A 23,460-nucleotide genomic window follows, 5' to 3' on the forward strand; every position below is an offset into this window, starting at 1 on the left:
CTGGCATAAATGCACTTGTTGCCAATATTTGAGCTGGAGAAGGCCATCATGGAACTTCCGGCCGCCGGCCGGCATTCCGTGCTTTGGATGCTGTTTCGGAAACGACCATGGCCAGCGACAACCTTTCGACATATCGATCGAAGCGCGACTTTCAAAAGACGGCGGAGCCGAGCGGCGACAGGCAGATCGCGCACAGCAATCGCCGTCGCTTCGTCATCCAGAAACATGACGCCACCCGGCTGCATTACGACCTGCGGCTCGAACTCGACGGGGTCTTCAAATCCTGGGCTGTCACCAAAGGCCCATCGCTTGATCCGCACGACAAGCGGCTGGCCGTCGAGGTCGAGGACCACCCGCTCGATTATGGCGACTTCGAAGGCACCATCCCCAAAGGCCAGTATGGCGGCGGCACGGTGATGTTGTGGGACCGCGGCTATTGGGAGCCGGAGGGCAAGAAAAGCCCGGAGCAGGCGCTTGCCAAGGGCGACTTCAAATTCATCCTGGAAGGCGAACGGCTGCACGGCAGCTTCGTGCTGGTGCGCATGCGCAATGATCGCGACGGCGGCAAGCGAACCAACTGGCTGCTGATCAAACATCACGACGCCTTCTCGGTCGACGAAAATGGCGAAGCGATCCTGGAAGACAACGACACCTCCGTCGCCTCCGGCCGGACGATGGAGGCGATCGCCGCCGGCAAGGGCCGCAAGCCGAAACCGTTCATGATCAAGGGCGGCGATATCAAAGCCGATGCCGTCTGGGACAGCAATCACGGGCTGGCCGCCGAAGAGAGAAAAGAGGACGCCCGGGCGGGAAGACGACCGAAGAAGGCGGCAAGGGTCGATCTTCCGGACTTCATCGTACCGCAGCTTTGCCAGACCCTGGAGCGGCCGCCTCCCGGCACCGGCTGGCTGCACGAAATCAAGTTCGACGGCTACCGTATCCAGATGCGCACGCTCGAGGGCGAGGTGACGCTGAAGACAAGGAAAGGGCTCGACTGGACCGGCAAATATCCGGAGATCGCCGAGGCGGCATCGGCGCTGCCCGACGCCATCATCGACGGCGAGATCTGCGCTCTCGACGATCATGGCGCACCGGATTTCGCAGCCCTGCAGGCGGCCATTTCGGAAGGCAAGACGGTCGATCTCGTCTATTTCGCCTTCGACCTTCTTTATGACGGCGGCGAGGACCTGCGATCCCTGCCTCTGGTCGATCGCAAGGCGCGGCTGCAAAACCTGCTGTCGGATGCCGGCAGCGACCCTCGATTGCGTTTCGTCGAGCATTTCGAGACCGGCGGCGATGCGGTGTTTCGCTCCGCCTGCAAGCTCTCCCTGGAAGGCATCGTCTCCAAACAGGCCGACGCTCCCTATCAATCCGGCCGCACCGATAGCTGGGCGAAATCGAAATGCCGCGCCGGCCACGAAGTGGTGATCGGCGCCTATGCCAGGACCAACGGCAGATTCCGCTCGCTGCTGGTCGGCGTCTATCGCGGCGATCACTTCGTCTATGTCGGCCGCGTCGGCACGGGATATGGCGCGAAGAAAGTGGAGACGCTGCTGCCGAAGTTGGAAGCGCTGGAGACGGCGAAATCGCCCTTCACCGGCATCGGCGCGCCGAAGAAGGAGGCCGCGGTCACCTGGGTGAAGCCCAAGCTGGTGGCGGAAATCGAGTTCGCCGGCTGGACTGCCGACGGCATCGTCCGCCAGGCGGCGTTCAAGGGCCTGCGCGAGGACAAGCCGGCGAGGGAGGTCAAGGCCGAACGGCCGGCCAAGCCCGCCGAGACCGAGGTGCCGGAGCCGGCGGCGGTGAAGGCGAAGACGAAGGCCGGGCCCGCCCGCCGGAAGGGCGCCAAAGCCGAAGTCATGGGCGTATTTATCTCCAATCCGGACAAGCCGCTGTGGCCGGATGCCAATGACGGCAAGCCGGTGACCAAGGAAGATCTGGCCCGCTACTATGAAGCCGTCGGAACGTGGATCATCCCGCACATCGAGGGGCGCCCCTGTTCGATCATCCGTGCGCCCGACGGGATCGGCGGCGAGCAGTTCTTCCAGCGCCATGCGATGCTCGGCACCTCGAACCTTCTCGAACTGGTCAAAGTCTTCGGCGACAAGAAGCCCTATCTGCAGATCGACCGGATCGAGGGACTGGCCGCGGTCGCGCAGATCGGCGCCGTCGAACTGCATCCCTGGAATTGCCAACCGCATAGGCCGGAGGTGCCGGGACGGCTGGTGTTCGACCTCGACCCCGGCCCTGACGTGCCGTTTTCGACAGTCGTTTCCGCCGCCCGAGAAATGCACGATCGTCTCGACGCGCTGGGTCTCGTCAGCTTCTGCAAGACGACAGGCGGCAAGGGCCTGCACGTCGTCACGCCGCTTGCCATCAACAAACGCAAGCCGCTTTCCTGGGCCGAGGCGAAGAGCTTCGCGCACGACGTCTGCCAGCAGATGGCCCGCGAAAATCCCGATCTCTATCTGATCAAGATGACCAAGAGCCTGAGAAACGGCCGCATCTTCCTCGACTATCTCCGCAACGACCGGATGGCGACTGCCGTGGCGCCCTTGTCGCCACGCGCCCGGCCGGGCGCCACCGTCTCGATGCCGCTGACCTGGACTGAGGTCAAATCGGATCTGGACCCCAGACGCTTCACCATCCGCACCGTGCCGGCACTGCTGTCGAAATCGCCGGCCTGGGAGGATTACCGCGATGGCCAGCGCCCGCTGGAGCAGGCGATCAAACGCCTCGGCAAGGCCTCCAAGGCGGCCTGAGCATGCGGGTGATTTTTCTCAACCGGCCGATCTTGCCCTTCCTCAAACTGCTCCAAATAACAGCGGAGTGGATCGCGGACACCAGGCGTTGACAATCTCCTGCCCCTCAGGTCTACTGGCCCACTAACCGGACCAGTAGACCTCGGGGGAGGGATGGCCATGGACGTTCGGGCGATGCTCGAAGACGATGTTGCGACGCTTGGGGGAGCGCCGAAGAAGTCCATGAAAGACTTCGTCGTTCAGAAGATTGTGACTTTCATCGCCACCGGTATCCTCAAAACAGGCGATCCCTTGCCCAGCGAGCGGGAGCTGGCCTCCGCGCTCTCCGTCAGCCGCGAGACCGTTCGCGGCGCGATCCTGATCCTGTCCACCCATGGAATTCTCTCGGTTGCCCAGGGAACGCGGACGGTCGTGGCGTCGGAGGATGTCGGGGAGTTGGCGGTGCAGACGGCGCGGTATCGCGACATTGCGGCCTACAGTCTCGACAATGTGCATGAGGCGCGGCTGCTGATCGAAGCGCAGGTCGTCAGGGCGGCTACCGTCAAGATGGAGCCGGCGACCCTCGATTATCTCCGCAAATCGATCGCAGCGCAGGAAGCCGCCTGCGACGATCCCGTCCGCTTTCTGATCTGCGACCGCGAATTTCACACCGCCATCTACCGTTCCAGCGGCAATGCGGTGCTGGCCGACATGGCCGCCGACCTTTATTCCTATCTTCTCAGCCACCGAAGGCGCGTCGTATCGCAGCCGGGTACGATCGCCACGAGCATCGCCGATCATCGGCTGATCCTTGCCGGCCTGGAGACGCGGGACCCGGAGGCCGCGGCCGCGGCCTTCGCCATCCACGAAACCCGTATTTATACGACAACCAAGCTGCTGATCTCGTAGCTCGCAGGGAGGCGAAACACGATGCATATTCTCATTATCGGCGCCGGAGGAATGGTCGGCCGGAAGCTCGCCACCACACTGGGGCGCAGCGGTTCTCTCGACGGTCATCGCATCACCCGCATGACGCTTGCGGATCTCGCCACCCCGCCGGTGCCATCAGGCGTCGTCGCACCGGTGGAAGCCCTGGCCGTCGATATTTCCGAAAGCGGCGGCGCGCAGACGCTGGCGGCTTACCGGGCCGATGTGATCTTTCATCTCGCCGCGATCGTTTCCGGCGAAGCCGAGCGCAATTTCGAACTCGGCTATCGGGTCAACCTCGACGGCACGCGCGCCTTGCTGGAAGCGATCCGCCGGGAAGGCATGCGCGAGACCTATGTTCCGCGTTTCGTCTTCTCCTCCTCGATTGCCGTCTATGGCTCGCCGTTTCCCGATCCCATTCCCGACGACTACGTGCTGGCGCCGCTCACCAGTTACGGCGTGCAGAAGGCGATATCGGAGCTTCTGCTTGCCGACTATTCGCGCCGCGGCTTCGTTGACGGCATCGGAATTCGCTTGCCGACCATCGTCATCCGGCCGGGTGCGCCGAATGCCGCCGCATCGGGCTTCTTTTCCGGGATCCTTCGCGAACCGCTCGCCGGCCAGCGGGCCGTTCTTCCTGTCGAGGAAACGGTCAAACACTGGCTGGCGAGCCCGCGCTCGGCCGTCAGCTTTCTGATCCACGCCGCGACGCTCGACACATCGGCGCTCGGCGTTCGCCGTACGCTGACCATGCCGGGGCTTGCCGCCACTGTTGCCGACCAGATCGATGCGCTGCGCCGTGTTGCCGGGCCGGAGGCCGCCGAACTGATCGACCGTCGCCGCGACGAGGTCATCGAAGGGATCGTCGCCGGATGGCCGAAATCCTTTACGCCGGAACGTGCGACACAGCTGGGTTTTACCGCCGAAACCAGCGTCGACGAGCTGATCGAGGTCTATCTTGCCGAAGACGCTCCGGGTGCGTCCCGAGGAGATTGAGGGGAGGACGGAGGAGGCCCATCCCCTACAGATGCGGGATTGCGGTGGCTGAAGGACTTGGGAGAGATGATGGCAGCCGCCGGCAAGACATAGTGAAATACGAATACTTAAAGCATGTAACGCTCGATTTCTGGGAGGAGTGAGTATGGCAGGCGTTCAATTCGCAGATGTGCGGAAGTCCTTCGGTGTGCATCCTGTCATCAAGGGGGTGGATATCGACATTGCCGATGGGGAATTCGTCATCCTCGTCGGCCCTTCGGGCTGCGGCAAATCCACACTGCTGCGGATGCTGGCCGGGCTCGAGAACATTTCCGGCGGCGAAATCAAGATCGGCGGGCGCGTGGTCAACACGCTGCCGCCGAAGGACCGCGACATCGCCATGGTGTTTCAGAACTATGCACTCTATCCGCATATGACGGTGGAGCAGAACATGGGCTTTTCGCTCATGCTGAACAAGGCGCCGAAGGCGGAAGCCGAAAGCCGTGTGAAATATGCCGCCGGCATCCTTGGCCTCGACAAGCTGCTCGACCGCTATCCGCGCCAGCTTTCCGGCGGCCAGCGCCAGCGTGTCGCCATGGGCCGCGCCATCGTGCGCGATCCGGAAGTCTTCCTGTTCGACGAACCGCTCTCCAACCTCGATGCCAAGCTGCGCGTCGCCATGCGCGCCGAGATCAAGGAACTGCATCAGCGGCTGAAAACCACCACCGTCTACGTCACCCACGACCAGATCGAGGCGATGACCATGGCCGACAAGATCGTCGTCATGCATGACGGAATCGTCGAGCAGATCGGCTCGCCGCTCGAGCTTTACGACAAGCCGGCCAATCTCTTCGTCGGCGGTTTCATCGGCTCGCCGGCGATGAACATGATCAAGGGCAGGCTCGATCCGGAAGACGCCGGTCAGTTCGTCGCCGCCAACGGCACGCGGCTGCCCGTCGCCAATCCGCCGGCGAGCGCGATCGGCCGCGATCTCGTCTACGGGCTGCGCCCCGAATATATCTCGCTCGATGCCAACGGGGTGCCGGCCGAAATCGTGGTGATCGAGCCGACCGGCTATGAGACCCATCTGACCGTTCGCCTCGGCGGCAGCGACGTCAGCTGCGTGTTCCGGGAGCGTGTCAATGCGCGCCCTGGCGAAGCGATCCGCGTGGCGATCGACGCTTCGCACGTCCATCTCTTCGATGCCGAAGGCGGACAGAGGTTGACCGACTGACGCCATCCGGCGGCGGCACGGGAGGCGAGGAGTCTTCCCGGCCGCCGGAGCGCACGCATTCCATGGGAGCTTCGGTTCCGGGGGTGCCAGACCGACGTTCGCCAAGCGGGAGGTGGATGCCGGAGAATTGCTCCCGCTGTTTCAATGAGGAGGAATCTCATGACGATCAAGAGACGTGAATTTCTTGCTGCAACGGCTGCCGTCGCCGGCGCCGCCGGCTTCGGCATCAAGCCATCGCTGGCGCAGGCCGAACCGACCTACACGCCGGAAAGCGGAGCGAGCCTGCGGCTGCTGCGCTGGACGCCCTTCGTCAAGGGTGACGAAGAGGCCTGGATCGCCAATACCAAGAAATTCACGGAAGCCACGGGTGTGGAAGTCCGCATCGACAAGGAAAGCTGGGAGGACATCCGCCCGAAGGCAGCCGTTGCCGCCAATGTCGGCTCCGGTCCCGATCTCATCATGTGCTGGTTCGACGACGCGCATCAGTATCCCGACAAGCTGGTCGACCTCACCGAACTCGGCAATTATCTCGGCAACAAGTACGAGGGCTGGTACGACGGCGTGAAGGGTTATGCCACGCGCGGCGACACCTTCATCGCCATGCCGCTGACGGCGATCGGCAATGCCGTCGTCTATCGCGACAGCCATGTGAAGGCCGCCGGTTTCAACGAATTCCCCAACGATACCGCGGGCTTCCTAGAGCTTTGCAAGGCGATGAAGGCAAAGGGCACGCCGGCCGGCTTCCCGCACGGCAAGGCGGTCGGCGACGGTAACAACTACGCCCATTGGCTGCTGTGGAGCCATAACGGCATGATGGTCGACGAAAGCGGCAAGGTCACGATCAACAGCCCGGAAACGCTGGCCTCGATCAACTATGCCAAGGAGCTCTATGCGACCTTCATCCCGGGCACGGAAAGCTGGCAGGACGTCAACAACAACCGCGCCTTCCTCGCCGGCCAGGTCTCGCTGATCGCCAACGGCGTCTCGGTCTATTACACCGCCAAGAACGACCCGAAGCTCGCCGAGATCGCCAAGGACATCCGCACGACGAACTTCCCGATCGGGCCCGTCGGCAAGAGCGTGGAGCTTTGCCAGACGAGCTCGCTGCTGCTCTTCAAGCACAGCAAATATCCGGAAGCGGCCAAGGCCTACATCAAGTTCATGATGGAAGCCGACCAGATGAATGCCTGGATCCAGGGCTCCAGCGCCTATTGCTGCCAGCCGCTCAAGGCCTTCGCCAAGAACCCGATCTGGACCGCCGATCCGGTCCACGCGCCCTATGCGCGGGCTTCGGAGAAGCTGCGCCCGAACGGTTATGCCGGTCCGCTCGGCTACGCCTCGGCAGCGACCATGGCCGACTACGTTCTGGTCGACATGTATGCGGCCGCCGTCACCGGCCAGATGTCGCCGGAGGATGCGATGAAGGAAGCCGAACGCCGGGCAAACCGCTACTACCGCGTCTGACCCGCGCTTCAAACCACGCGGCATGCCGGCCTTCGGCATGCCGCGATAACTGGCAGTTCAAACGGCGATCTGGAGATCAGCAATGTCGATGGCGAATTCGGAGGGTGGGCGCGGGCCGGTCTCTTCGCTCCTGCAGAACAATAATGTGCTCGGCTTCCTGTTCATGCTGCCGGCGGCGGTGTTTCTCGTCTGCTTTCTCACCTATCCGCTGGGGCTCGGCGTCTGGCTCGGCTTCACCGATACCAGGATCGGCCGCGACGGCATCTTCATCGGCCTGGAAAACTACCAGTTCCTGATGGAGGACTCGGTCTTCTGGCTGTCGGTCTTCAACACCGTTCTCTATACCTTCATCGCCTCGGTGCTGAAATTCGCGCTCGGGCTCTGGCTGGCGATGCTGCTCAACCAGCACCTGCCCTACAAATCCTTCTTCCGGGCAATCGTCCTGCTCCCCTGGGTGGTGCCGACCGTGCTTTCGGCGCTGGCCTTCTGGTGGATCTACGATTCCCAGTTCTCGATCATCTCCTGGTCGCTGATGAAGCTGGGGCTGATCAGCGGACCGATCAACTTCCTCGGCGACCCGATCAATGCGCGCATATCGGTCATCGTCGCCAATGTCTGGCGCGGCATTCCCTTCGTGGCGATCTCGCTGCTTGCCGGGCTACAGACGATCCCGGCCTCGCTGCAGGAGGCAGCCTCGCTGGACGGCGCCACGAGCTGGCAGCGTTTCCGCTATGTGACGCTGCCGATGCTGACGCCGATCATCGCCGTGGTGATGACCTTCTCGGTGCTTTTCACCTTTACCGATTTCCAGCTCATCTACGTGCTGACCAAGGGCGGCCCCGTCAACGCGACGCATCTGATGGCGACGCTGTCCTTCCAACGCGGCATTCCCGGCGGCCAGCTTGGCGAGGGCGCGGCCATCGCGGTCGCCATGGTGCCCTTCCTGCTCGGCGCCATCATGTTCAGCTTCTTCGGCCTGCAACGGCGCAAATGGCAACAGGGCGGCCAGGACTAGGGGCCAAGGATTAGGAAAATGACAATGTCGACACGTTCAAACACCGCCGACCAGGCCAACACCACCGATCAGGCCCTGACCGACAATGCCGAAGGCATGAGCTATCTGAACCGCCTGCCGCGGCGGATCGTGATGCTCTATTTGCCGATGGCCGTCTTCGTCTTCGTGCTGCTCTTCCCGTTCTACTGGATGGCGATCACCGCGGTGAAACCCAATGAACAGCTGACCGACTATAGCAATTACAGCCCCTTCTGGGTGGTGGGACCGACGATCGCCCACATCAAATACCTGTTCCTCGAAACCTCCTATCCCGGCTGGCTGTGGAACACGATGCTGGTGGCGATCTGCTCGACCTTTCTCTCGCTGGTGGCTTCGGTCTTGGGCGCCTATGCCATCGAACGCGTCCGCTTCACCGGCTCCCGTTCGGTCGGCCTGGTGATCTTCCTCGCCTATCTCGTGCCGCCGTCGATCCTCTTCATCCCGCTTGCCTTCATCGTCTTCAAGCTCGGGATCTACGACTCGCGGCTGGCGCTGATCTTCACCTATCCGACCTTTCTCATTCCCTTCTGCACCTGGCTGCTGATGGGTTATTTCCGCTCGATCCCCTTCGAACTGGAGGAAAGCGCGCTGGTGGACGGCGCCAACCGGTGGCAGATCCTCGTCAAGATCATCCTGCCGCTCGCCGTGCCGGGGCTGATTTCAGCCGGCATCTTCGCCTTCACGCTGTCCTGGAACGAATTCATCTATGCCCTTACTTTCATTCAGTCTTCGGAAAACAAAACCATCCCGGTCGGGGTACTGACCGAGCTGGTGCGCGGCGATGTCTTCGAATGGGGGGCGCTGATGGCGGGAGCCCTGTTCGGCTCGTTGCCGGTGGTCATCCTCTACTCGTTCTTCGTGGATTACTATGTTTCCTCGATGACCGGGGCGGTGAAGGAGTGACGGACGCTGAGCACTGGGCCTTCTTGCGACACGTGGTATAGTTGAATTCCGGTCGTCCTGCTGGACGATACGACAAGGGAAATATTCCATGGGGGACCAGAAACACCCGCTGCAGCCTGGAGAAACGGCGCCCGGATTCGCACTGGCCGCCGCCAACTTCGACGGAACAGTCTCTTTCGCCGACTTGCGCGGCCGCCCGTTCCTGATCGGCTTCTTTCGCGGGCTGCACTGCCCATTCTGCCGGCGCCAGCTGGAACAGCTTGCCGCGGTACAGCCGACCCTGCACGCCGCCGGCGTGGAGACCGTCGCGGTTATCAACACGCCGGCGGAACGGGCCCGCCTGTATTTCCGCCACCGGCCGACGCCGGTAGTGCTTCTCTGTGACCCGGACTGCCGCACGCACCGGGCCTACGGCGTGCCGCATGCCGAGTTCCTGCCCGATGGCAGCCACGAGCAGCCGGAATGGCCCTATAGCGCAACGATGGCGCAGTTCCAGGCGGTGCGCATCAACCCCACCGGCGAACTGCGGGAACCGCTGCACCCGATGGAAGCCAACACGATACTCAACGCCAAAGACCACTTCGAGCTTACCGAAGCCGATCATGCGATCTTCGCGAAACACGCGACCCAGCTCGTCGGGCACTTCCTGGTCAATGCGGACGGCACCATCGGCTGGACGCGAATCGAGGCGCTGGACGAGCCGAACAGCCTCTCCGTCTTCCCGACGACAGCCGAGATCATCGCCGCCGCCGGCAGCCTTGGGCACTGACCTGCAGCGAATGGTCCGCCAGCCGATCACAAACGCTGCAACAGCAGACCTGCCGCCAAGGCATGAAAAGCCTCGACCGCCTTCGGCAGCACGCCCTGCGGGTTTTCGCTCGCAGCAATCCAGAGAGCCGCATTGAGAGCCGCGCCGCTCAGCAATCGGGCCGCCGCTTCCGCGTCGAGCGGCTTGAGGATGCCTTGTGCGGTCAGGCGTTCCACGGTGCTCTTGGTCACCTGCAGACAGCTGTTCTGGCTCGGCCACTGCGAGGGATCCCCCAGCACCGCGGGCCCGTCGAGCAGAACGATACGCTGGACCTCCGGATTGAGCGCCATCTCGATATAGGCGGCGCCCTCGGCAAGCAGGCCCTGCCAGTCGCTATCAGCTCTGGCTCCGATCTCTTTGGCGCGCGCCGCCATTTCGGTGTCGATCTGATCGACGACCGCCGCCAGCAAACCGCGCTTGTCTCCGAAATTGTGGTAGAGCGCGCCGCGCGTCAGCCCGGCGTCAGCCGTCAGCTCGTCCATGGACGCTGCCGCGTAGCCTTTTTCGGCAAAGGCCTTGCGCGCAGCCGCGATCAGCTTGGCGCGGTTTTCCTGCATCGTTTCGCTGCGCGTTTTTGCCATTCGACCCTCAATTCATATACGAAGCGTATATGGACTTGACATACGAAGCGTATGTCTGTTACTTCACATACGCACCGTATATCAAATGATGGGCCGGCTTGTGAAGTCTCATCCGGCCCTCATCGGTGATTCCCAACAATCAAGAGAGATCAGAATGACCCAACGCGAAGCAATCTTTCCTGCCGGCAGGCATGATCTTTACGAGAAGCACGGCTATTCCGCCGCGATCCGCTCCGGTGACCTGCTGTTTGTCTCCGGACAGGTCGGCAGCCGCTCCGATGGAACGCCGGAACCCAATTTCGAACGCCAGGTCCGGCTGGCCTTTGAAAACCTGAAGGAGACGCTCGGCGCCGCCGGCTGCACGTTCGACGATATCGTCGATATCACCAGCTTCCACACCGATCCTGAAAACCAGTTCGGAACCATCCTGGCGGTCAAGCAGGAGATTTTCAGCAAGCCACCCTATCCGAACTGGACTGCGCTCGGCGTCAACTGGCTCGCCGGCTTCGACTTCGAGATCAAGGTCATCGCCCGCATTCCGGCCAGTCACTGACATCGCCAAACCCCGGGTGCACGGAAAACGCCTGCCGCTGCCGTTGTCGAGAACTTGCCGACATCGGCGGCCGCTCCTATCTCATATCCAAGAGACTGATGGAGCGACGTGATGGCGGAGCTTGTGGCCGACACTCTATACGATACGGTGATCGAGATCTTTCCTCCGGAAGACACGAAAGACGAACCCGATGGCCGTGCCTGCCTTTGCTGTCAGCGCCGATGCCGGTGGATGGATGACGACGGCTGCGGCATTTGCGAGGAATGCCTGGCCTCGTGAACGCGACAAGGGCACAAGGCAATGGCAATCCGTAGCGCCGGACTTCTGATCTATCGGCGCCTGTCCACGGACGTCGAAGTCCTTCTCGTCCATCCAGGTGGTCCCTTCTGGGCTGGGAAAGACGAGGCTGCCTGGTCGATCCCGAAGGGATTGATCGAGCCTGAGGAAGATGAGCTCACGGCGGCGCTGAGGGAGACGGCCGAAGAGCTGGGTGTAGAAGTCGACGGCATAGCCACGCTGCTCGGCGAATACCGACAGCCCGGCGGCAAGATCGTCGTCGCCTGGTCGATCGAAGCCGATCCGGTGCTGGACCTGAACGCGATACGGAGTTCGGAATTTCAAATGGAATGGCCGCCGAAATCGGGCCGGGTGAAGAGCTTTCCCGAGGTTGATCGCGCAGGCTGGTTTTCTCTCGCCGAGGCAGCGACGAAGCTCTTGAAAGGACAGCGACCGATGCTTGCCGACCTGCTGAGGCATCAGCAAGGATCGACGCGAAATAGTGATTGAGCCGCCCGTCTTGCTGCACGCATGCGTCAAGCGCGCGGCAGCCATGCTTTGCTTCTGCAGACATTCATCTCCATCTGACAGTCACAGCCACCTCTCTCACATCGAGAAAATCGGTGCTGCGGCCCGCCTTGGACACGCGCGAGGAGACAATCATGAACGGCATTTCGAAAACCCTGAACGACATGACGCTTGTTGAACGGTCGAGCCTGCTCGACACCGTCGCCGATGCCCTGGAGGCCACTGCCGAGGAGGCCGAAGGGGAGGGCGACGCCCGCTTCGTCGCCAACTCCGTCTGCATCGCCAATACCATCCGCGGACTGGCCGGGGAGCTTGGCCCACACGATCTGCGCGCCGCCGAGTTGCTGCTCGAGCAGGGCATCATGCTCGTCCACCAGTTCGCCAACCGGGCGAAACCACGCGGAATGGTTCATTAAAAAGATGGGCCGGCAAAACCGGCCCATCTGCAATCAATGCTATTCGGCCGGTGCCGGCACGACATCAGGGGAATCCTGTCATCCAAGCCGGTCGGCGACCAGCATCGACAACATCATTTCCACCAGGCCGTTTGCACCGCCCTTTTCGCCGCCGGCACCGCCGAGCTGGATCTGCGGCACGAGCGGCAGCCTGCCATTCTCGATCGCTTCGGCAAACCGCATCAGCACCTGCGAATGCAGCTGGTAGTCCGGACCGCCGAAGGCCGCGACCTTCTTCTCCGTGGCCTCGGCTTCCGCCAGACCGACGGCGCGCACCTTCTGGGCATCGGCGAGACCAGTCGCCTTGATGCGCTCCGCATCGGCAAGGGCGATCGCCTTGATCCGGTCGGCCTCGCCAAGGCCGGCAAGCCGGACCTTTTCCGCTTCCGCCTTGGCGGTGACCTGAATGGTCTCTGCCTGCTGGCGGGTGCGGGCGAGCTGCGCCTTGCCTTCGTTCTCGCTGATCTCGATGGTCAGTGCCGATGTCGTGATCTTGGCCTGCTGTTCGGCGAGCGCTTCCTTCTCGCGCAATGTGCGCTCCTGGATTGCGGCCGCTTCCTGCAATTTATAGGTCTCGACCTTTTCAACGGCGATCTGACGCTCGCGCAGCTGGATCAGGATCTGCTCGATGCTGTTCTGGCCATTGTTGGCCCGCGGCGTGCCGATCAGCACCTCCTGCAGCTCGAGGCTGTAGGAGCCAAACTTCTCGCGCATTTCGTCGCCGGATTTGCGCTGGATTTCGCTGCGTTCCTGCAGCAGTTGGATCAGCGTCTTGGTCTGAGCGATGTTCTTGAAATAGGCCGAGACCATTGGATCGAGCGTCTGTTCGACCAGCCGTTTGATATCGCCGAAGCGTTGCACCACCAGCGGCGCCTTCATATAGTCGATATGCACGACGACCGAGAGCGGCAGCACGGGTTCGAATGCATCCTTGGTGATCAACGACACTTCGGAAAGATTTTCGTCCAGCCTGTGCTCGCCGAACTGTTCCTTCGTCCATTTGAGCACGAAGTTGGTGGTCGGCACGATGATGATATTGCCGGCATAGGTGTTGAACGCATATTTGCCCGGCAGAAGCGGTGTCGACCAGACACCGCGTGCCCCCGTCTCGACCAGCTCGCCATGGCGATAGGACTGGCCTGAAATATCCGCGCTCCGCCGGCCGGTATAGGAGACGACGACACCCACCGTGCCGACGTCGATGATCGTCTTCTCCACAAGTTCGACCGTCGCAAAGATGCGGTTGAGGAAATAGCTGCCGTCGGCAAGCACCTGCAATTGCCGGCCGCGATAACCGCCGGCATTGAGAAACTTCTCCGGATCCTGGAAATTATTGTGGAAGTTTGCATCCTTCGGATTGTTGGCAACCGTCGGCGCGATGATCTCGCCATCCGGCAGCGCCGGACCGTCATGGATGGTGACAATGCCGATCAGGTCCTCGGCGTCATGGATGACGACGGGCTCGAAGCCATCGCGCTCGCTGATCAAAGTAGACATGTCGGCAAATAGTTTTTGTTCCGACGCGTTCAGGTTGACGGCGTAGGTCGATTGCGCGGTCAGCACGATGAACTGCGCGAGATTGATGGTATAGGTGCCTTCGCGCAGGATCTTGCGCTGCGGACCCTTCTGGCCGCCCTTGGTGAGAAAGCTGCGCACGTCCTGAAAATCATCGGCATCGATATTCGAGGCCAGTGTCTGGGTCGGCGGCAGCGGCTCGCCGTCACGGGCAAAGACATAGCCGATCTGGCCCTGCGGAATGGTGACGAGATTGGCGCGATGCATCGAATACTGGAACGGCATGAAGAAATGCAGGCCGCCGCGCACGACTTCCGGCTGGAAGCCGGCCTCGCCGTAAAGCGCGATGAAGCCGTTGTCGACGGAGCCGCGAAAACTCCAGAGCTTTTCGAGAATGCCGAGCCTGTCGTTCGGGATATAGCGGATCACGCCGCTCCACCGGAACAGCAGTGCCACCACGATGAACGGCAAGGCGATGACGATCGCCCTTGCTGCCATCGGACCTAAATATTGCAGGTTTTCCATCTTTTCTCTCGTATGGGCGCACGGGTTCATCCACCCGATGGCCGCCCGGTTGGTACAGGTTGATAAAATGGGGAGGACGCGCCTATTGGCTCGACGCACTCAGAGTGTGTCGAACGCTTGGGCTGCTCATTGTCCGGAAAAAACGACCGCGCGTCCCGAGTCCCCGATGAGGGGCGGCGTGGTCGTGAATGCTCTCACATCGGTGTCGCCTTGATAGACATGACGATGGAGGACGTAAGGATTGCGCCTACAGGTTTAAAGATGGCGGATGCGCAAATCGAGTAAGTACTTCCAACGATTTCTATATTTCGAGCATTCAATTCTACTAAATTATGTTGTTTCAGTCTGTTTTTCGGTCAGTATTTCCCTCGCCAAGCTTCCGCAAAGTTTGGCGACAGTATTGGTGATTGCAAAGCCCGACGAGCAGAGCGCGTTCCAGACGCGACCATCGAGGTTTCGCGTCTTCCACCGGCAATCGTGATCCCTCAACCGCCGAAGCCGGTCATATCGAACACGGCTGCGTTGTCCTGAATTTCGCGCAGCCCCTTGTAGGAGGCGTGACGAAGGCTGCCGTCATCGGTCCAGCCGCGGAACTCGATCTCGGCGATGAGGGTCGGCTGCACGAAGACAAGGCCCTTGCCCTTCAGGGAAACGACCGGCCGGCTCGTCTTCAGCCGGTCGAGCGTCTTTTTCAGCTGCTCGGCATCCCTGGCGCTGAAGCCGGTTCCAACCGACCCGACGTAAATCCAGTCGAAGCCTTTTTTGCCGGCAAGCAGCAGACTGCCGATGCCGCCGCGGGCGGATGCCGATTGTTCGTAACCGACGATCATGAAGCTCTGGCTCTCGACGCACTTGATCTTCAGCCAATCGCCGGTACGGCCACTGCTGTAGGGCCGGTCGCGATGCTTGGCGATAATGCCTTCCAGCCGATGATGGCAGGCATGCGCAAGCAGGTCTTCGGCCGGCAGTTCCAGCTCTTCGGAAAAGCGGATCGTCCCATCACCGCCTGGTATCAGGTCTTCAAGAAGGTGCCGGCGCACGGCGAGCTCAGTGCCTGCGAGGTCATGCCCGTCGAGATAGAGAAGGTCGAAGACGTAGAATATGGACTCGGTCGAAGCCCGCTTGCCGCCTCGGCCTCCGAGCGAACGTTGCAGCGCGCCGAAATCCGATCGGCCGTCATCGTCCAAAACCACCGCTTCCCCGTCCAGTATGGCGGTGGTCACGCCCAGTTCTTTTGCTGCCGCGGCGATGGTGGGGAAGCGGTGCGTCCAGTCATGGCCGCCGCGGGTGATAACGCGAACGCCCTTCGGCTCGATATGGATCGCCAGCCGGTAGCCATCCCATTTCACCTCGTAGAGCCAATCCGATCCCGGCGGCACGGCGGGCTTCAGCAGCGCCAGGCATGGCTCGATCCTCGACGGCATCGGATCGAACGGCAGGCTCGGCTGGTCAGGATCGCGCTTGCGGATCGGACGAGACTGCAGCGTCGCATTGGACTCGTTGAGGAATGGCAATGAGGGGCGGCGCGAGCGCGTCATGATCGATGTTCACCCTTCCCGGACCGGTTTCGGCCTCGACCGAATGCGCAGTGTGTCCGGATATTGGACGTGACGCAACCGGTGCGATTCAACCCAATCGGCCGGCGGATTGTTCCGCGTCGAAAAGAATCAAAATTCAATGACATGGGGCCTAAGCACCGCCCGTATCGCCAGCCCGGAGATGCCGTTGATTCCATGCATCTTTTTGCGGCGTCACGCGTTCTAACCAGACGGCAACCATAGGAATGCATGACATGACAAAGCGCGAACTCATCGATACCGGCACCGACAAACGTTACACCAGACGCAATGAAAAGGGACAATTCAAGGAAAGCGACGATGTCGGCCGCTCTCTGTCGGCCGATCGCCGCCAAACGGCAAAGACCAAAGCAAAGCCGGGCGAGGGCGACCGCGGCGATCGGGCCACCAAGCACTGACAAGGCAGCGTGCTCCGGTATCGAAGAGCTCTATCCGCGAGCAGACCATCAGGCTCTCACGGCACCTGCGCCCCACTCACGGCAACGTACACCGCATAAACCGACCGCGTCGCCGCGATGAACAGCCGGTTGCGTTGAGGCCCGCCGAAGGTGAGGTTGGCAACGGTTTGCGGCACGCGGATCTTGCCGATCAGTTTGCCTTCCGGGTCGAAGCAATGCACGCCATCGGCCGCACTCGACCAGAGATTTCCGTTCACGTCGGTGCGGATGCCGTCCGGAATGCCGTTGTCGATCTGGCAGAAGACGCGGCCGTTTGTAAGCCTGCTGCCGTCGATCACTTGGAAAGCGCGGATGTGGCGCGGCAGGCTTTCGTCGTGGCTTGCTGCCGAATCCGCCACGTAGAGGATGGTCTCGTCGGGCGAAAAGGCGAGGCCGTTCGGCTGGATGAAATCCTTGACGACGGCCGCAAGCGCGCCGGTCGTCGGGTCGAGCCGGTAGACGTTGCGGGTCGGCTGCTCCGGATCGGCGCGATAGCCTTCGTAGTCCGACATGATGCCGTAGGTGGGGTCGGTGAACCAGATCGAGCCGTCCGATTTCACCACCACGTCGTTCGGCGAATTGAGCCTGGCGCCCTCGAAACGGTCGGCGAGCACGGTGATCGAACCGTCGACCTCGGTGCGGGTGACGCGGCGCCCGCCATGTTCGCAGGAGACCAGCCGGCCCTGCCGGTCGCGCGTGTGGCCGTTGGCGAAATTGGAGGGTTGCCGGTAGACGGAGACGCCGCTCTCCGGCGTCCATCGCAGCATGCGCTGGTTGGGAATATCGCTCCACAGCAGCTGGTTGGCATCATTGAACCAGACGGGACCTTCCGCCCAGCGGCAGCCGGAATAGAGTTCATCGAGGCCGGCGCTCGTCACGATCATCTGCCGGAAGCGCGGGTCGTGGATTTCATAGATACTGGCCTCGGCCATGGCGGTCTTCCCGTTTATCGCATGCCGGCCCGGCGGCCGCCGGCGAGCATGATGACGCTGATGATGATGAGGCCGGTCATGATGAGGCGGATGCCTGCGCCGACGCCGTAGGTGTTGAGCATGGAAACAACCAGGAACATGAAGAGCGAAGCGCCCCAGATGCCCGGCACGTTGGAATCGCCACCGGCGACCGCCGTGCCGCCGATCACGACGACGGCAATCGACATCAAGAGATATTCCGAGCCCATGTTGAGTGCTGCGCCGCCGGAGAAGCAGGCGAGCAGATAACCCGCGACCGAGGCGAGCACGGCGCAGAACAGATAGGTGACGAAACGTGTGCCGTCGACCGGGATGCCGGCCATGCGCGCGGCCGGCATGCTCTGGCCGATCGCCGAGATCCAGCGCCCGTAGATCGTCTTCTCGAGCAGAAACCAGGCGAGAAGCGAGATGAGCAGCGCGACGATCGCCACATTCGGCATGCCGAGCGTGTTCGATGTGGTGAATTCCGCGAGCAGACTCGGAGGCTTGATGCGCAATCCCCGGTTCGTCCAGATCGCGGCGGACTGCACGATGAAGCTCATCGACAGCGTCGCGATGATCGGCGGAATGCGCAGCGCCTTGATGAGCGCATAATTGCCGAGGCCGACGACAAGGCCGAGGACGATGGCGACGAGAAGGCCGGGCAGGATCAGGCCGTTTTCGACATTCATCAGCTTTAGCGCCACCGTGCCGGCCAACGTCATCGTGGCGGGAACCGAGAGATCGATATTGCCGGGACCGAGCGTGATGACGAACATCTGGCCGATGCCGACGATGACCGAGAAGGCGGCAAATGTCAGGGCTGCCTGCGACAGGCCGAGCGTGCTCGCCCCGAGCGTCACCATGATCGTCAGGAACCAGACGACGAAGGCGGCAAGCCACGACCAGATCCAGGGTCTACGGAAAAGGCGAAGCAGTGGGGTCATCGGCGTTTCTCCCGCTTTTCCAGGCGGTTCAGCATCAGGCGGAGCGCGAGAACGACGATCAGGATCGCCCCTTGAGCCCCGATCTGCCAGTCCGGCGAGATGCGCAGGAAAGACAGGAACGAGCCGGCAAGCGTCAGCGTCAGCGCGCCGATGACGGCGCCGACAGGTGACACACGGCCGCCGATGAACTCGCCGCCGCCGAGGATCACGCCGGCGATCGACAGCAGCGTGTAGCGCAGCGCGATATTGGCGTCGGCCGAGGTGGTCAGGCCGACGAGGGCGATGCCGGCGAGCACCGCGAAGAAGCCGGCAAGTCCGTAGGCGGTGGCCCGCGCCCCGACGATCGACCAGCCGGCGCGCTCGACCGAGCGCTGGTTGCCGCCGATGCCGCGGATCAGCACGCCGAGCGAGGAGCGCATGACGAGGAGATGGGCGACCGCGGCGATGACGATGCTGGCGACGATCGCCATCGGCACCAGCGGCGGCTTGACGGTCATCAGGGAGCGCACCCAGTCCGGCGCCTGGCCGCCGGGGGCGGGCAGCAGCAGCACGGCAAGGCCGCCCCAGACGAAACTCATGCCGAGGGTGACGACGATGGACGGCAGGTTGCGCAGATGGATGACGACGCCGAGGGCCGCATAGGTGGCGATCGCGCCGGCAAGGATCAGCACGCCAATCGCGGGGTCATCCCGCAGGAAGGTCGCGGTGACGCAGGCGACGAAGCTGACGAAGGTGCCCATCGACAGATCGAGATCGTTGACCGCCATGATGAGCATCTGGGCGATCGTCGCAAGCGCGATCGGCACCGCCAGGTTGAACAGCAGGTTGAGGCCGACATAGCTCATGGCGCGCGGCTGCAGCCAGAAGACGGCGGCCAGCAGCAGCGTCAGCGACAAGGCGGGAATGGCAAGACGCAGGGCGTCGGACGACAGCCGGAACGTCATGCGGCGCCCCCTTCGAAGGAGGCGGCGATGATATTCGTCTCGTTGACGGCGTCGCCAGCGAGTTCGGCGGTGATGCGGCCTTCGCGGAAGACGTAGACGCGGTCGCAGAGCCGCACCTCGTCCATTTCGGTCGAATACCAGATGAAGGTGCGGCCGTGCGCTGCCTCCTCGCGGATGATCGCGTAGACCTCCTGCTTGGTTCCGACATCGACGCCACGCATCGGATCGTCCATCAGCACGACGGGCGCGCGCGTCGCGAGCGCCCGGGCGAACAGCACCTTCTGCTGGTTGCCGCCGGAAAGCGACAGGATGCGGTTTTCCATATCGGGCGTGCGGATCTCGATCCGCCGCTTCCAGTCGGCGCCTTTCGTCTCTTCTTCGGTGGCAAGGATGAGGCCGCGTCGTGACAGATCGCCGAGCGAGGCGATGGAGAAGTTGCGCATGATGCTCCAAAGTTCGAAGACGCCGTTGAGGCGGCGGTCGCCGGCGACGAAGGTGACGAGCGGATCGCGCTCGGGCAGCCAGTTGCCGGACTGGGCGGCATGCAGGGCAAGCAGCAGCTCGGTCTGGCCGTGGCCGGCCAGCCCCGCCAGTCCGACGATCTCGCCTTTGCGCGCCGCAAAGGGCAGGCCTCTTGCCGGATGCGACAGAATGACGGGCGCGGTTGATTGTTCGCGCGCCGCGCGCTGCCCGCTCTCCTCCTTCGCAACGGTGCCCATCGCTTCGACGAGGCCGTGATGGTCGAATCCCTCAGCCGGCCGTTCGGCGACGACGCGGCCATCCTTCATGACGATAATGCGGTCGGAGGTTTCAAGGATTTCGTGCAGGATATGCGAAATGAAGATGACGGCCCCGCCGGTGGCGATGAAACGGCGGACATGATCGAGCATCTGGCGGGCAAGGCTTGCATCGAGCGACGAGGTGGGTTCGTCGAGGATGACCAGCCGCGGCGGCGTGCCGGCGTCGGAAAAGGCCATTGAAATCTCGACCATCTGCCGCTCGGCAATCGAAAGATCACCGACGGCCCGGCCGCTGTCGATGCCGTGGCCGGGAAAGACGGTGTCGAGGCTCTTCTCAATGATATCGGCGGCGCGCCTGCGCCAGCCGAAACCGCCGAGATGGCGATGCATGATGCGGGTGTTCTCGACGATGGAGAGATTGGGGCAGAGCGACAGCTCCTGAAAGACGCAGCGTACGCCGCGGGCGCGCGCCGCGTTGATGCCGTAGCGCTCCAGCCGCTCGCCGTCGCTCGCCACACTTCCTTCATGCGGCGTCAGGCCGCCATTGATGACGCTGACGATCGTCGATTTGCCGGCGCCGTTATGCCCGACGAGCCCAACGCATTCGCCCGGCATGACGCGGAGCGTGACGCCGTCGAGCGCCCTGACCGCGCCGAAACTCACCTTGGCGCCATCGACGGCGATCACCGCCTTCAAAACCTCATCCATGCTGCCCCGCCATGCCTGCTCGCAAAGAATGCCGCGCGGCCATTTGCGGCCGCGCGGCAGTCGCCGGGAGATTACTTTGCCTGCTCGATGACCTTGATCGCATCAGCCTGCGTGTATTCCACGTTGGCGACGCCGCCGGCCTGTGTATTGGCGAGGTTGGTTTCGAGATTGTCCTGGTCGATGCGCAGGAAGGGCACGACGAGATCCTTCTTGACCTGCTTGCCGTCGAGGATCTGCTGGGCGACCCAGAAGGCCAGGGTGGAGACGCCGGGGGCGATCGACACCGACATGGTCTCGTAGCCCTTGCCGTCCTTCTGTTCCTTCCACCACTTCAACTCGTCTTCGCGGTTGCCCATGATGATGGTCGGCATCTTCCGGTCGGTCGCGGCAATCGCCTGCGCGGCGCCATAACCGTCACCGCCCTGCGTCACCACGCCGACGATATCGGGCAGGCTCGGCAGGATGCCGGCAACGGCCTTCTGCGCCACGTCCTGCGCCCAGTCGCCGTGAACCGAGCCGACGACCTTGAACTGCGGGAACTGCTTGACACCGTCATGGATGCCGGCCGAGATTTCGTCGTCGACGAAGACACCGGCCAGACCGCGGATCTCGAGCAGATTGCCGCCGGCCGGCAGTTTCTTCGACAGATACTCGACCTCGCTGCGGCCCATTTCCTTGAAGTTGACGGCGATGCGCCAGGCGCAGGGTTCGGTCACGATGCCGTCGAAGGAAACGACGGTGATGCCGGCGTCGCAGGCTTCCTTGACCGCGCCGTTCAGCGCCGTCGGCGAGGCGGCGTTCAGCACGATCGCATCATAGCCCTGCAGGATCATGTTCTGGATCTGCGCCGCCTGTTCCGTCGCCTGGTTCTCGGCGGTGGTGAAAGGATCGGCGGCGGCAACGACGCCAGCCTTCACGGCTTCGCCTGTCACCTTGCCCCAGCTCGTCAGCATGGCCTGGCGCCACGAGTTGCCGGCATAATTGTTGGAAAGGGCGATTTTCTTGGCCGAGGTGTCGGCAAAGGCGGAAACGGGCATCGCGGCGCAAGCAATAGCGGCCGATGCCAGAAGCATCTTGCGGATTGTCATGTCTTCCTCCCTGATGATCGCGCCGGTCGGCGGATCGTTTCACTCCTGCCGACCCAATCGGGCTCGAGTGAAAATTGTTCTTGCACTGAGCTTCCTCCTCTCAGTAAGGGCAGGATGCGGGAGATCCACCGGCCTGTACAGGGGCAAGGCAGCAAGTCGTTTGCGGGTTTTGCGCAACAAGCTGCGGGTTTATGCAAGACGGCGCGCTTCCGCGGGCGCTTACTGCGAAGGGATCGTGGCGGGTTGAGGAGCCTGTCGCCGTCTCGGGGAGGAACCACAATGCTGCAACTCGCACCCGCAGCCATGTTCGAACATTATCTCGGCATTTCCCGGCTGCTCGCGGGCCAGCTCGACTTCCGTTCGGCCATCCGTTCCGTCGCCGCCGAGGTCGCCCATATCATTCCGCACGACCATCTCGATGTCTGCGTGCTGCTGGAGGGCGGCAATTACCACACCGCCTACGAAACGGGCATCGAGACCGCCTGGGGCGAGATTGCCGGCGCGCCTGTCGTCAACAGCCCGATCCGCTCGCTGCTCTGGGGGGAGGTGGACTTTCTGCTGGCCGACGACGCCATGACCGACCCGCGGTTCCACTTCGAGGGCGCGTTCAAACGGCCGATCGTCGAACAATCGCTGAAGAGCCGTCTGCATGTGCCGATGAAGGTGCAGGGCACGATCATCGCCGCGCTTTCCTGTTCGTCGCAAACGGCCGGCGTCTATACGATGGAGGATATCGAACGGGCCCGCATCATCGCCGACCTGCTGACGCCTTATTTCTTCGCGCTGCAGGCGGCCGAGCAGGCGCAGCGCTCGGCGATCGTCGAGGCCGAGGCCCGCGCCCGCGAGGAGGGCCTGCGGCAAGGCGCGCTGAAGCTGACCGAAGCGCTGGAGCAGGAACGCCAGCGCATCGGCATGGACCTGCACGACCAGACGCTCGCCGACCTGACGCGGCTCGCCCGCCGGATCGATCGGCTGTCGCGCAACGGCGAGGTGGCGCCCGAGGCGCTGGAGCCGGTCTCCCGCTCGCTGCAGCATTGCATGCAGGATCTGCGGCAGATCATCGAACAGGCCAAACCCTCCGTGCTTCAGCTCTTCGGGCTTTCCCAGGCAATCGAGCATCATCTCGACCGGTCGACCCGCGACACCGGATCGACGATCGAATGGGGCCTGGTCGACGAGACGCACGGCGCGCTGGAGCGGCTGGAGCCGACGGTCAGCGTCGCCCTGTTCCGGATCGCCCAGGAAGCGATCAACAATGCGGTGCGCCATGCCGCGCCGCTCACTGTGACGGTGCGGCTCGAGGCCGACGACGAGCGGCTGTCGATCGAAATTTCCGACGACGGCACCGGGCTCGCCAAGGCCAGGGGGCGGATCGGCGGCGGCATCGACAACATGAAGACCCGGGCGCGGCTGATTTCGGCGCGCTTTGCGACCGGGCCAGGCCACAACAATCGCGGGACCGTGGTGCGCGTCGTGCTGCCGCTTGGCCCGCACGACCCGGCGAACGAGCCGAACTGAGGAGAAGGGCGC

General features: G+C 62.8%; 21 protein-coding genes. 13 read left to right on the forward strand and 8 right to left on the reverse strand.

From position 1 onward, the window contains the following. Nucleotides 1–107: 107 nt before the first annotated feature. The 8 genes from ligD (GGD57_RS13855) (at nucleotide 108) to GGD57_RS13890 (ending at nucleotide 10,067) form a co-directional block, all read left to right on the forward strand. On the forward strand, nucleotides 108–2,762 hold the full coding sequence (gene ligD / locus GGD57_RS13855) for a DNA ligase D (RefSeq protein WP_184470576.1): 2,655 nt from the start codon (nucleotides 108–110) through the stop codon (nucleotides 2,760–2,762). A gap of 159 nt (nucleotides 2,763–2,921) precedes the next feature. Further along, nucleotides 2,922–3,650: a FadR/GntR family transcriptional regulator gene (locus GGD57_RS13860; protein WP_184470578.1), complete on the forward strand. Its 729-nt coding sequence runs from the start codon at nucleotides 2,922–2,924 to the stop codon at nucleotides 3,648–3,650. 21 nt (nucleotides 3,651–3,671) lie between these two features. Further along, a complete protein-coding gene (denD, locus tag GGD57_RS13865; RefSeq protein ID WP_184470580.1) occupies nucleotides 3,672–4,664 on the forward strand; it encodes a D-erythronate dehydrogenase in 993 nt (330 codons plus the stop codon). 145 nt (nucleotides 4,665–4,809) lie between these two features. Then, entirely contained in the window at nucleotides 4,810–5,877 is a 1,068-nt protein-coding gene (locus GGD57_RS13870) for an ABC transporter ATP-binding protein (protein WP_184470582.1), read from the forward strand. 159 nt (nucleotides 5,878–6,036) lie between these two features. After that, complete coding sequence (locus GGD57_RS13875) at nucleotides 6,037–7,341, forward strand: ABC transporter substrate-binding protein (protein WP_097615653.1); 1,305 nt, start codon at nucleotides 6,037–6,039, stop codon at nucleotides 7,339–7,341. Between the two features lie 82 nt (nucleotides 7,342–7,423). Continuing rightward, nucleotides 7,424–8,356, forward strand: a complete 933-nt coding sequence (locus GGD57_RS13880) for a carbohydrate ABC transporter permease (RefSeq protein ID WP_184470585.1) — start codon at nucleotides 7,424–7,426, stop codon at nucleotides 8,354–8,356. 24 nt (nucleotides 8,357–8,380) lie between these two features. After that, nucleotides 8,381–9,298, forward strand: coding sequence for a carbohydrate ABC transporter permease (locus tag GGD57_RS13885; RefSeq protein WP_184470587.1), 918 nt, complete (start codon nucleotides 8,381–8,383; stop codon nucleotides 9,296–9,298). Nucleotides 9,299–9,386: 88 nt separating this feature from the next. After that, nucleotides 9,387–10,067, forward strand: coding sequence for a redoxin domain-containing protein (locus GGD57_RS13890; protein WP_184470589.1), 681 nt, complete (start codon nucleotides 9,387–9,389; stop codon nucleotides 10,065–10,067). A 26-nt stretch (nucleotides 10,068–10,093) separates the two neighbouring features. Here GGD57_RS13890 and GGD57_RS13895 read toward each other — a convergent pair whose 3' ends face one another. Then, nucleotides 10,094–10,687 (reverse strand): TetR/AcrR family transcriptional regulator, encoded by a 594-nt coding sequence (locus GGD57_RS13895; RefSeq protein WP_184470591.1) that lies wholly within the window; start codon nucleotides 10,685–10,687, stop codon nucleotides 10,094–10,096. 154 nt (nucleotides 10,688–10,841) lie between these two features. Here GGD57_RS13895 and GGD57_RS13900 point away from each other — a divergent pair, with 154 nt between their 5' ends. The 3 genes from GGD57_RS13900 (at nucleotide 10,842) to GGD57_RS13910 (ending at nucleotide 12,460) form a co-directional block, all read left to right on the forward strand. After that, nucleotides 10,842–11,240 carry a RidA family protein gene (locus GGD57_RS13900; RefSeq protein WP_184470593.1) on the forward strand — a complete coding sequence of 133 codons (399 nt, stop codon included), beginning with the start codon at nucleotides 10,842–10,844 and terminating at the stop codon, nucleotides 11,238–11,240. A 300-nt stretch (nucleotides 11,241–11,540) separates the two neighbouring features. Next, nucleotides 11,541–12,026 (forward strand): NUDIX domain-containing protein, encoded by a 486-nt coding sequence (locus GGD57_RS13905; RefSeq protein WP_184470595.1) that lies wholly within the window; start codon nucleotides 11,541–11,543, stop codon nucleotides 12,024–12,026. A 152-nt stretch (nucleotides 12,027–12,178) separates the two neighbouring features. Beyond that, complete coding sequence (locus GGD57_RS13910; protein WP_184470597.1) at nucleotides 12,179–12,460, forward strand: hypothetical protein; 282 nt, start codon at nucleotides 12,179–12,181, stop codon at nucleotides 12,458–12,460. 78 nt (nucleotides 12,461–12,538) lie between these two features. On the opposite strand, the gene GGD57_RS13915 is transcribed toward GGD57_RS13910, so the two are convergent. Beyond that, entirely contained in the window at nucleotides 12,539–14,539 is a 2,001-nt protein-coding gene (locus GGD57_RS13915; RefSeq protein ID WP_184470599.1) for an SPFH domain-containing protein, read from the reverse strand. A 485-nt stretch (nucleotides 14,540–15,024) separates the two neighbouring features. After that, entirely contained in the window at nucleotides 15,025–16,077 is a 1,053-nt protein-coding gene (gene ligD / locus GGD57_RS13920; RefSeq protein ID WP_184470601.1) for a non-homologous end-joining DNA ligase, read from the reverse strand. A gap of 254 nt (nucleotides 16,078–16,331) precedes the next feature. Here ligD (GGD57_RS13920) and GGD57_RS13925 point away from each other — a divergent pair, with 254 nt between their 5' ends. Beyond that, nucleotides 16,332–16,514 (forward strand): hypothetical protein, encoded by a 183-nt coding sequence (locus GGD57_RS13925; RefSeq protein WP_184470602.1) that lies wholly within the window; start codon nucleotides 16,332–16,334, stop codon nucleotides 16,512–16,514. Between the two features lie 56 nt (nucleotides 16,515–16,570). On the opposite strand, the gene GGD57_RS13930 is transcribed toward GGD57_RS13925, so the two are convergent. The 5 genes from GGD57_RS13930 to GGD57_RS13950 all read right to left on the reverse strand — a co-directional run bounded on the left by GGD57_RS13930 (nucleotide 16,571) and on the right by GGD57_RS13950 (nucleotide 21,930). Next, nucleotides 16,571–17,485, reverse strand: coding sequence for an SMP-30/gluconolactonase/LRE family protein (locus tag GGD57_RS13930; protein WP_184470604.1), 915 nt, complete (start codon nucleotides 17,483–17,485; stop codon nucleotides 16,571–16,573). 14 nt (nucleotides 17,486–17,499) lie between these two features. Then, nucleotides 17,500–18,450: an ABC transporter permease gene (locus GGD57_RS13935; protein WP_184470606.1), complete on the reverse strand. Its 951-nt coding sequence runs from the start codon at nucleotides 18,448–18,450 to the stop codon at nucleotides 17,500–17,502. Next, entirely contained in the window at nucleotides 18,447–19,394 is a 948-nt protein-coding gene (locus tag GGD57_RS13940) for an ABC transporter permease (protein WP_184470608.1), read from the reverse strand. The genes GGD57_RS13935 and GGD57_RS13940 overlap by 4 nt, the downstream gene beginning before the upstream one ends. Continuing rightward, nucleotides 19,391–20,842 (reverse strand): sugar ABC transporter ATP-binding protein, encoded by a 1,452-nt coding sequence (locus GGD57_RS13945; RefSeq protein ID WP_184470610.1) that lies wholly within the window; start codon nucleotides 20,840–20,842, stop codon nucleotides 19,391–19,393. The genes GGD57_RS13940 and GGD57_RS13945 overlap by 4 nt, the downstream gene beginning before the upstream one ends. A 71-nt stretch (nucleotides 20,843–20,913) precedes the next feature. After that, nucleotides 20,914–21,930, reverse strand: coding sequence for an ABC transporter substrate-binding protein (locus GGD57_RS13950; RefSeq protein ID WP_184470612.1), 1,017 nt, complete (start codon nucleotides 21,928–21,930; stop codon nucleotides 20,914–20,916). Nucleotides 21,931–22,044: 114 nt separating this feature from the next. Between GGD57_RS13950 and GGD57_RS13955 the strand changes: the two genes are divergently transcribed. Beyond that, on the forward strand, nucleotides 22,045–23,448 hold the full coding sequence (locus GGD57_RS13955; protein ID WP_432443358.1) for an ATP-binding protein: 1,404 nt from the start codon (nucleotides 22,045–22,047) through the stop codon (nucleotides 23,446–23,448). Nucleotides 23,449–23,460 lie beyond the last annotated feature (12 nt).

It is taken from the genome of Rhizobium esperanzae (assembly GCF_014197615.1).
Classification (GTDB): Bacteria; Pseudomonadota; Alphaproteobacteria; order Rhizobiales; family Rhizobiaceae; genus Rhizobium; species Rhizobium esperanzae_A.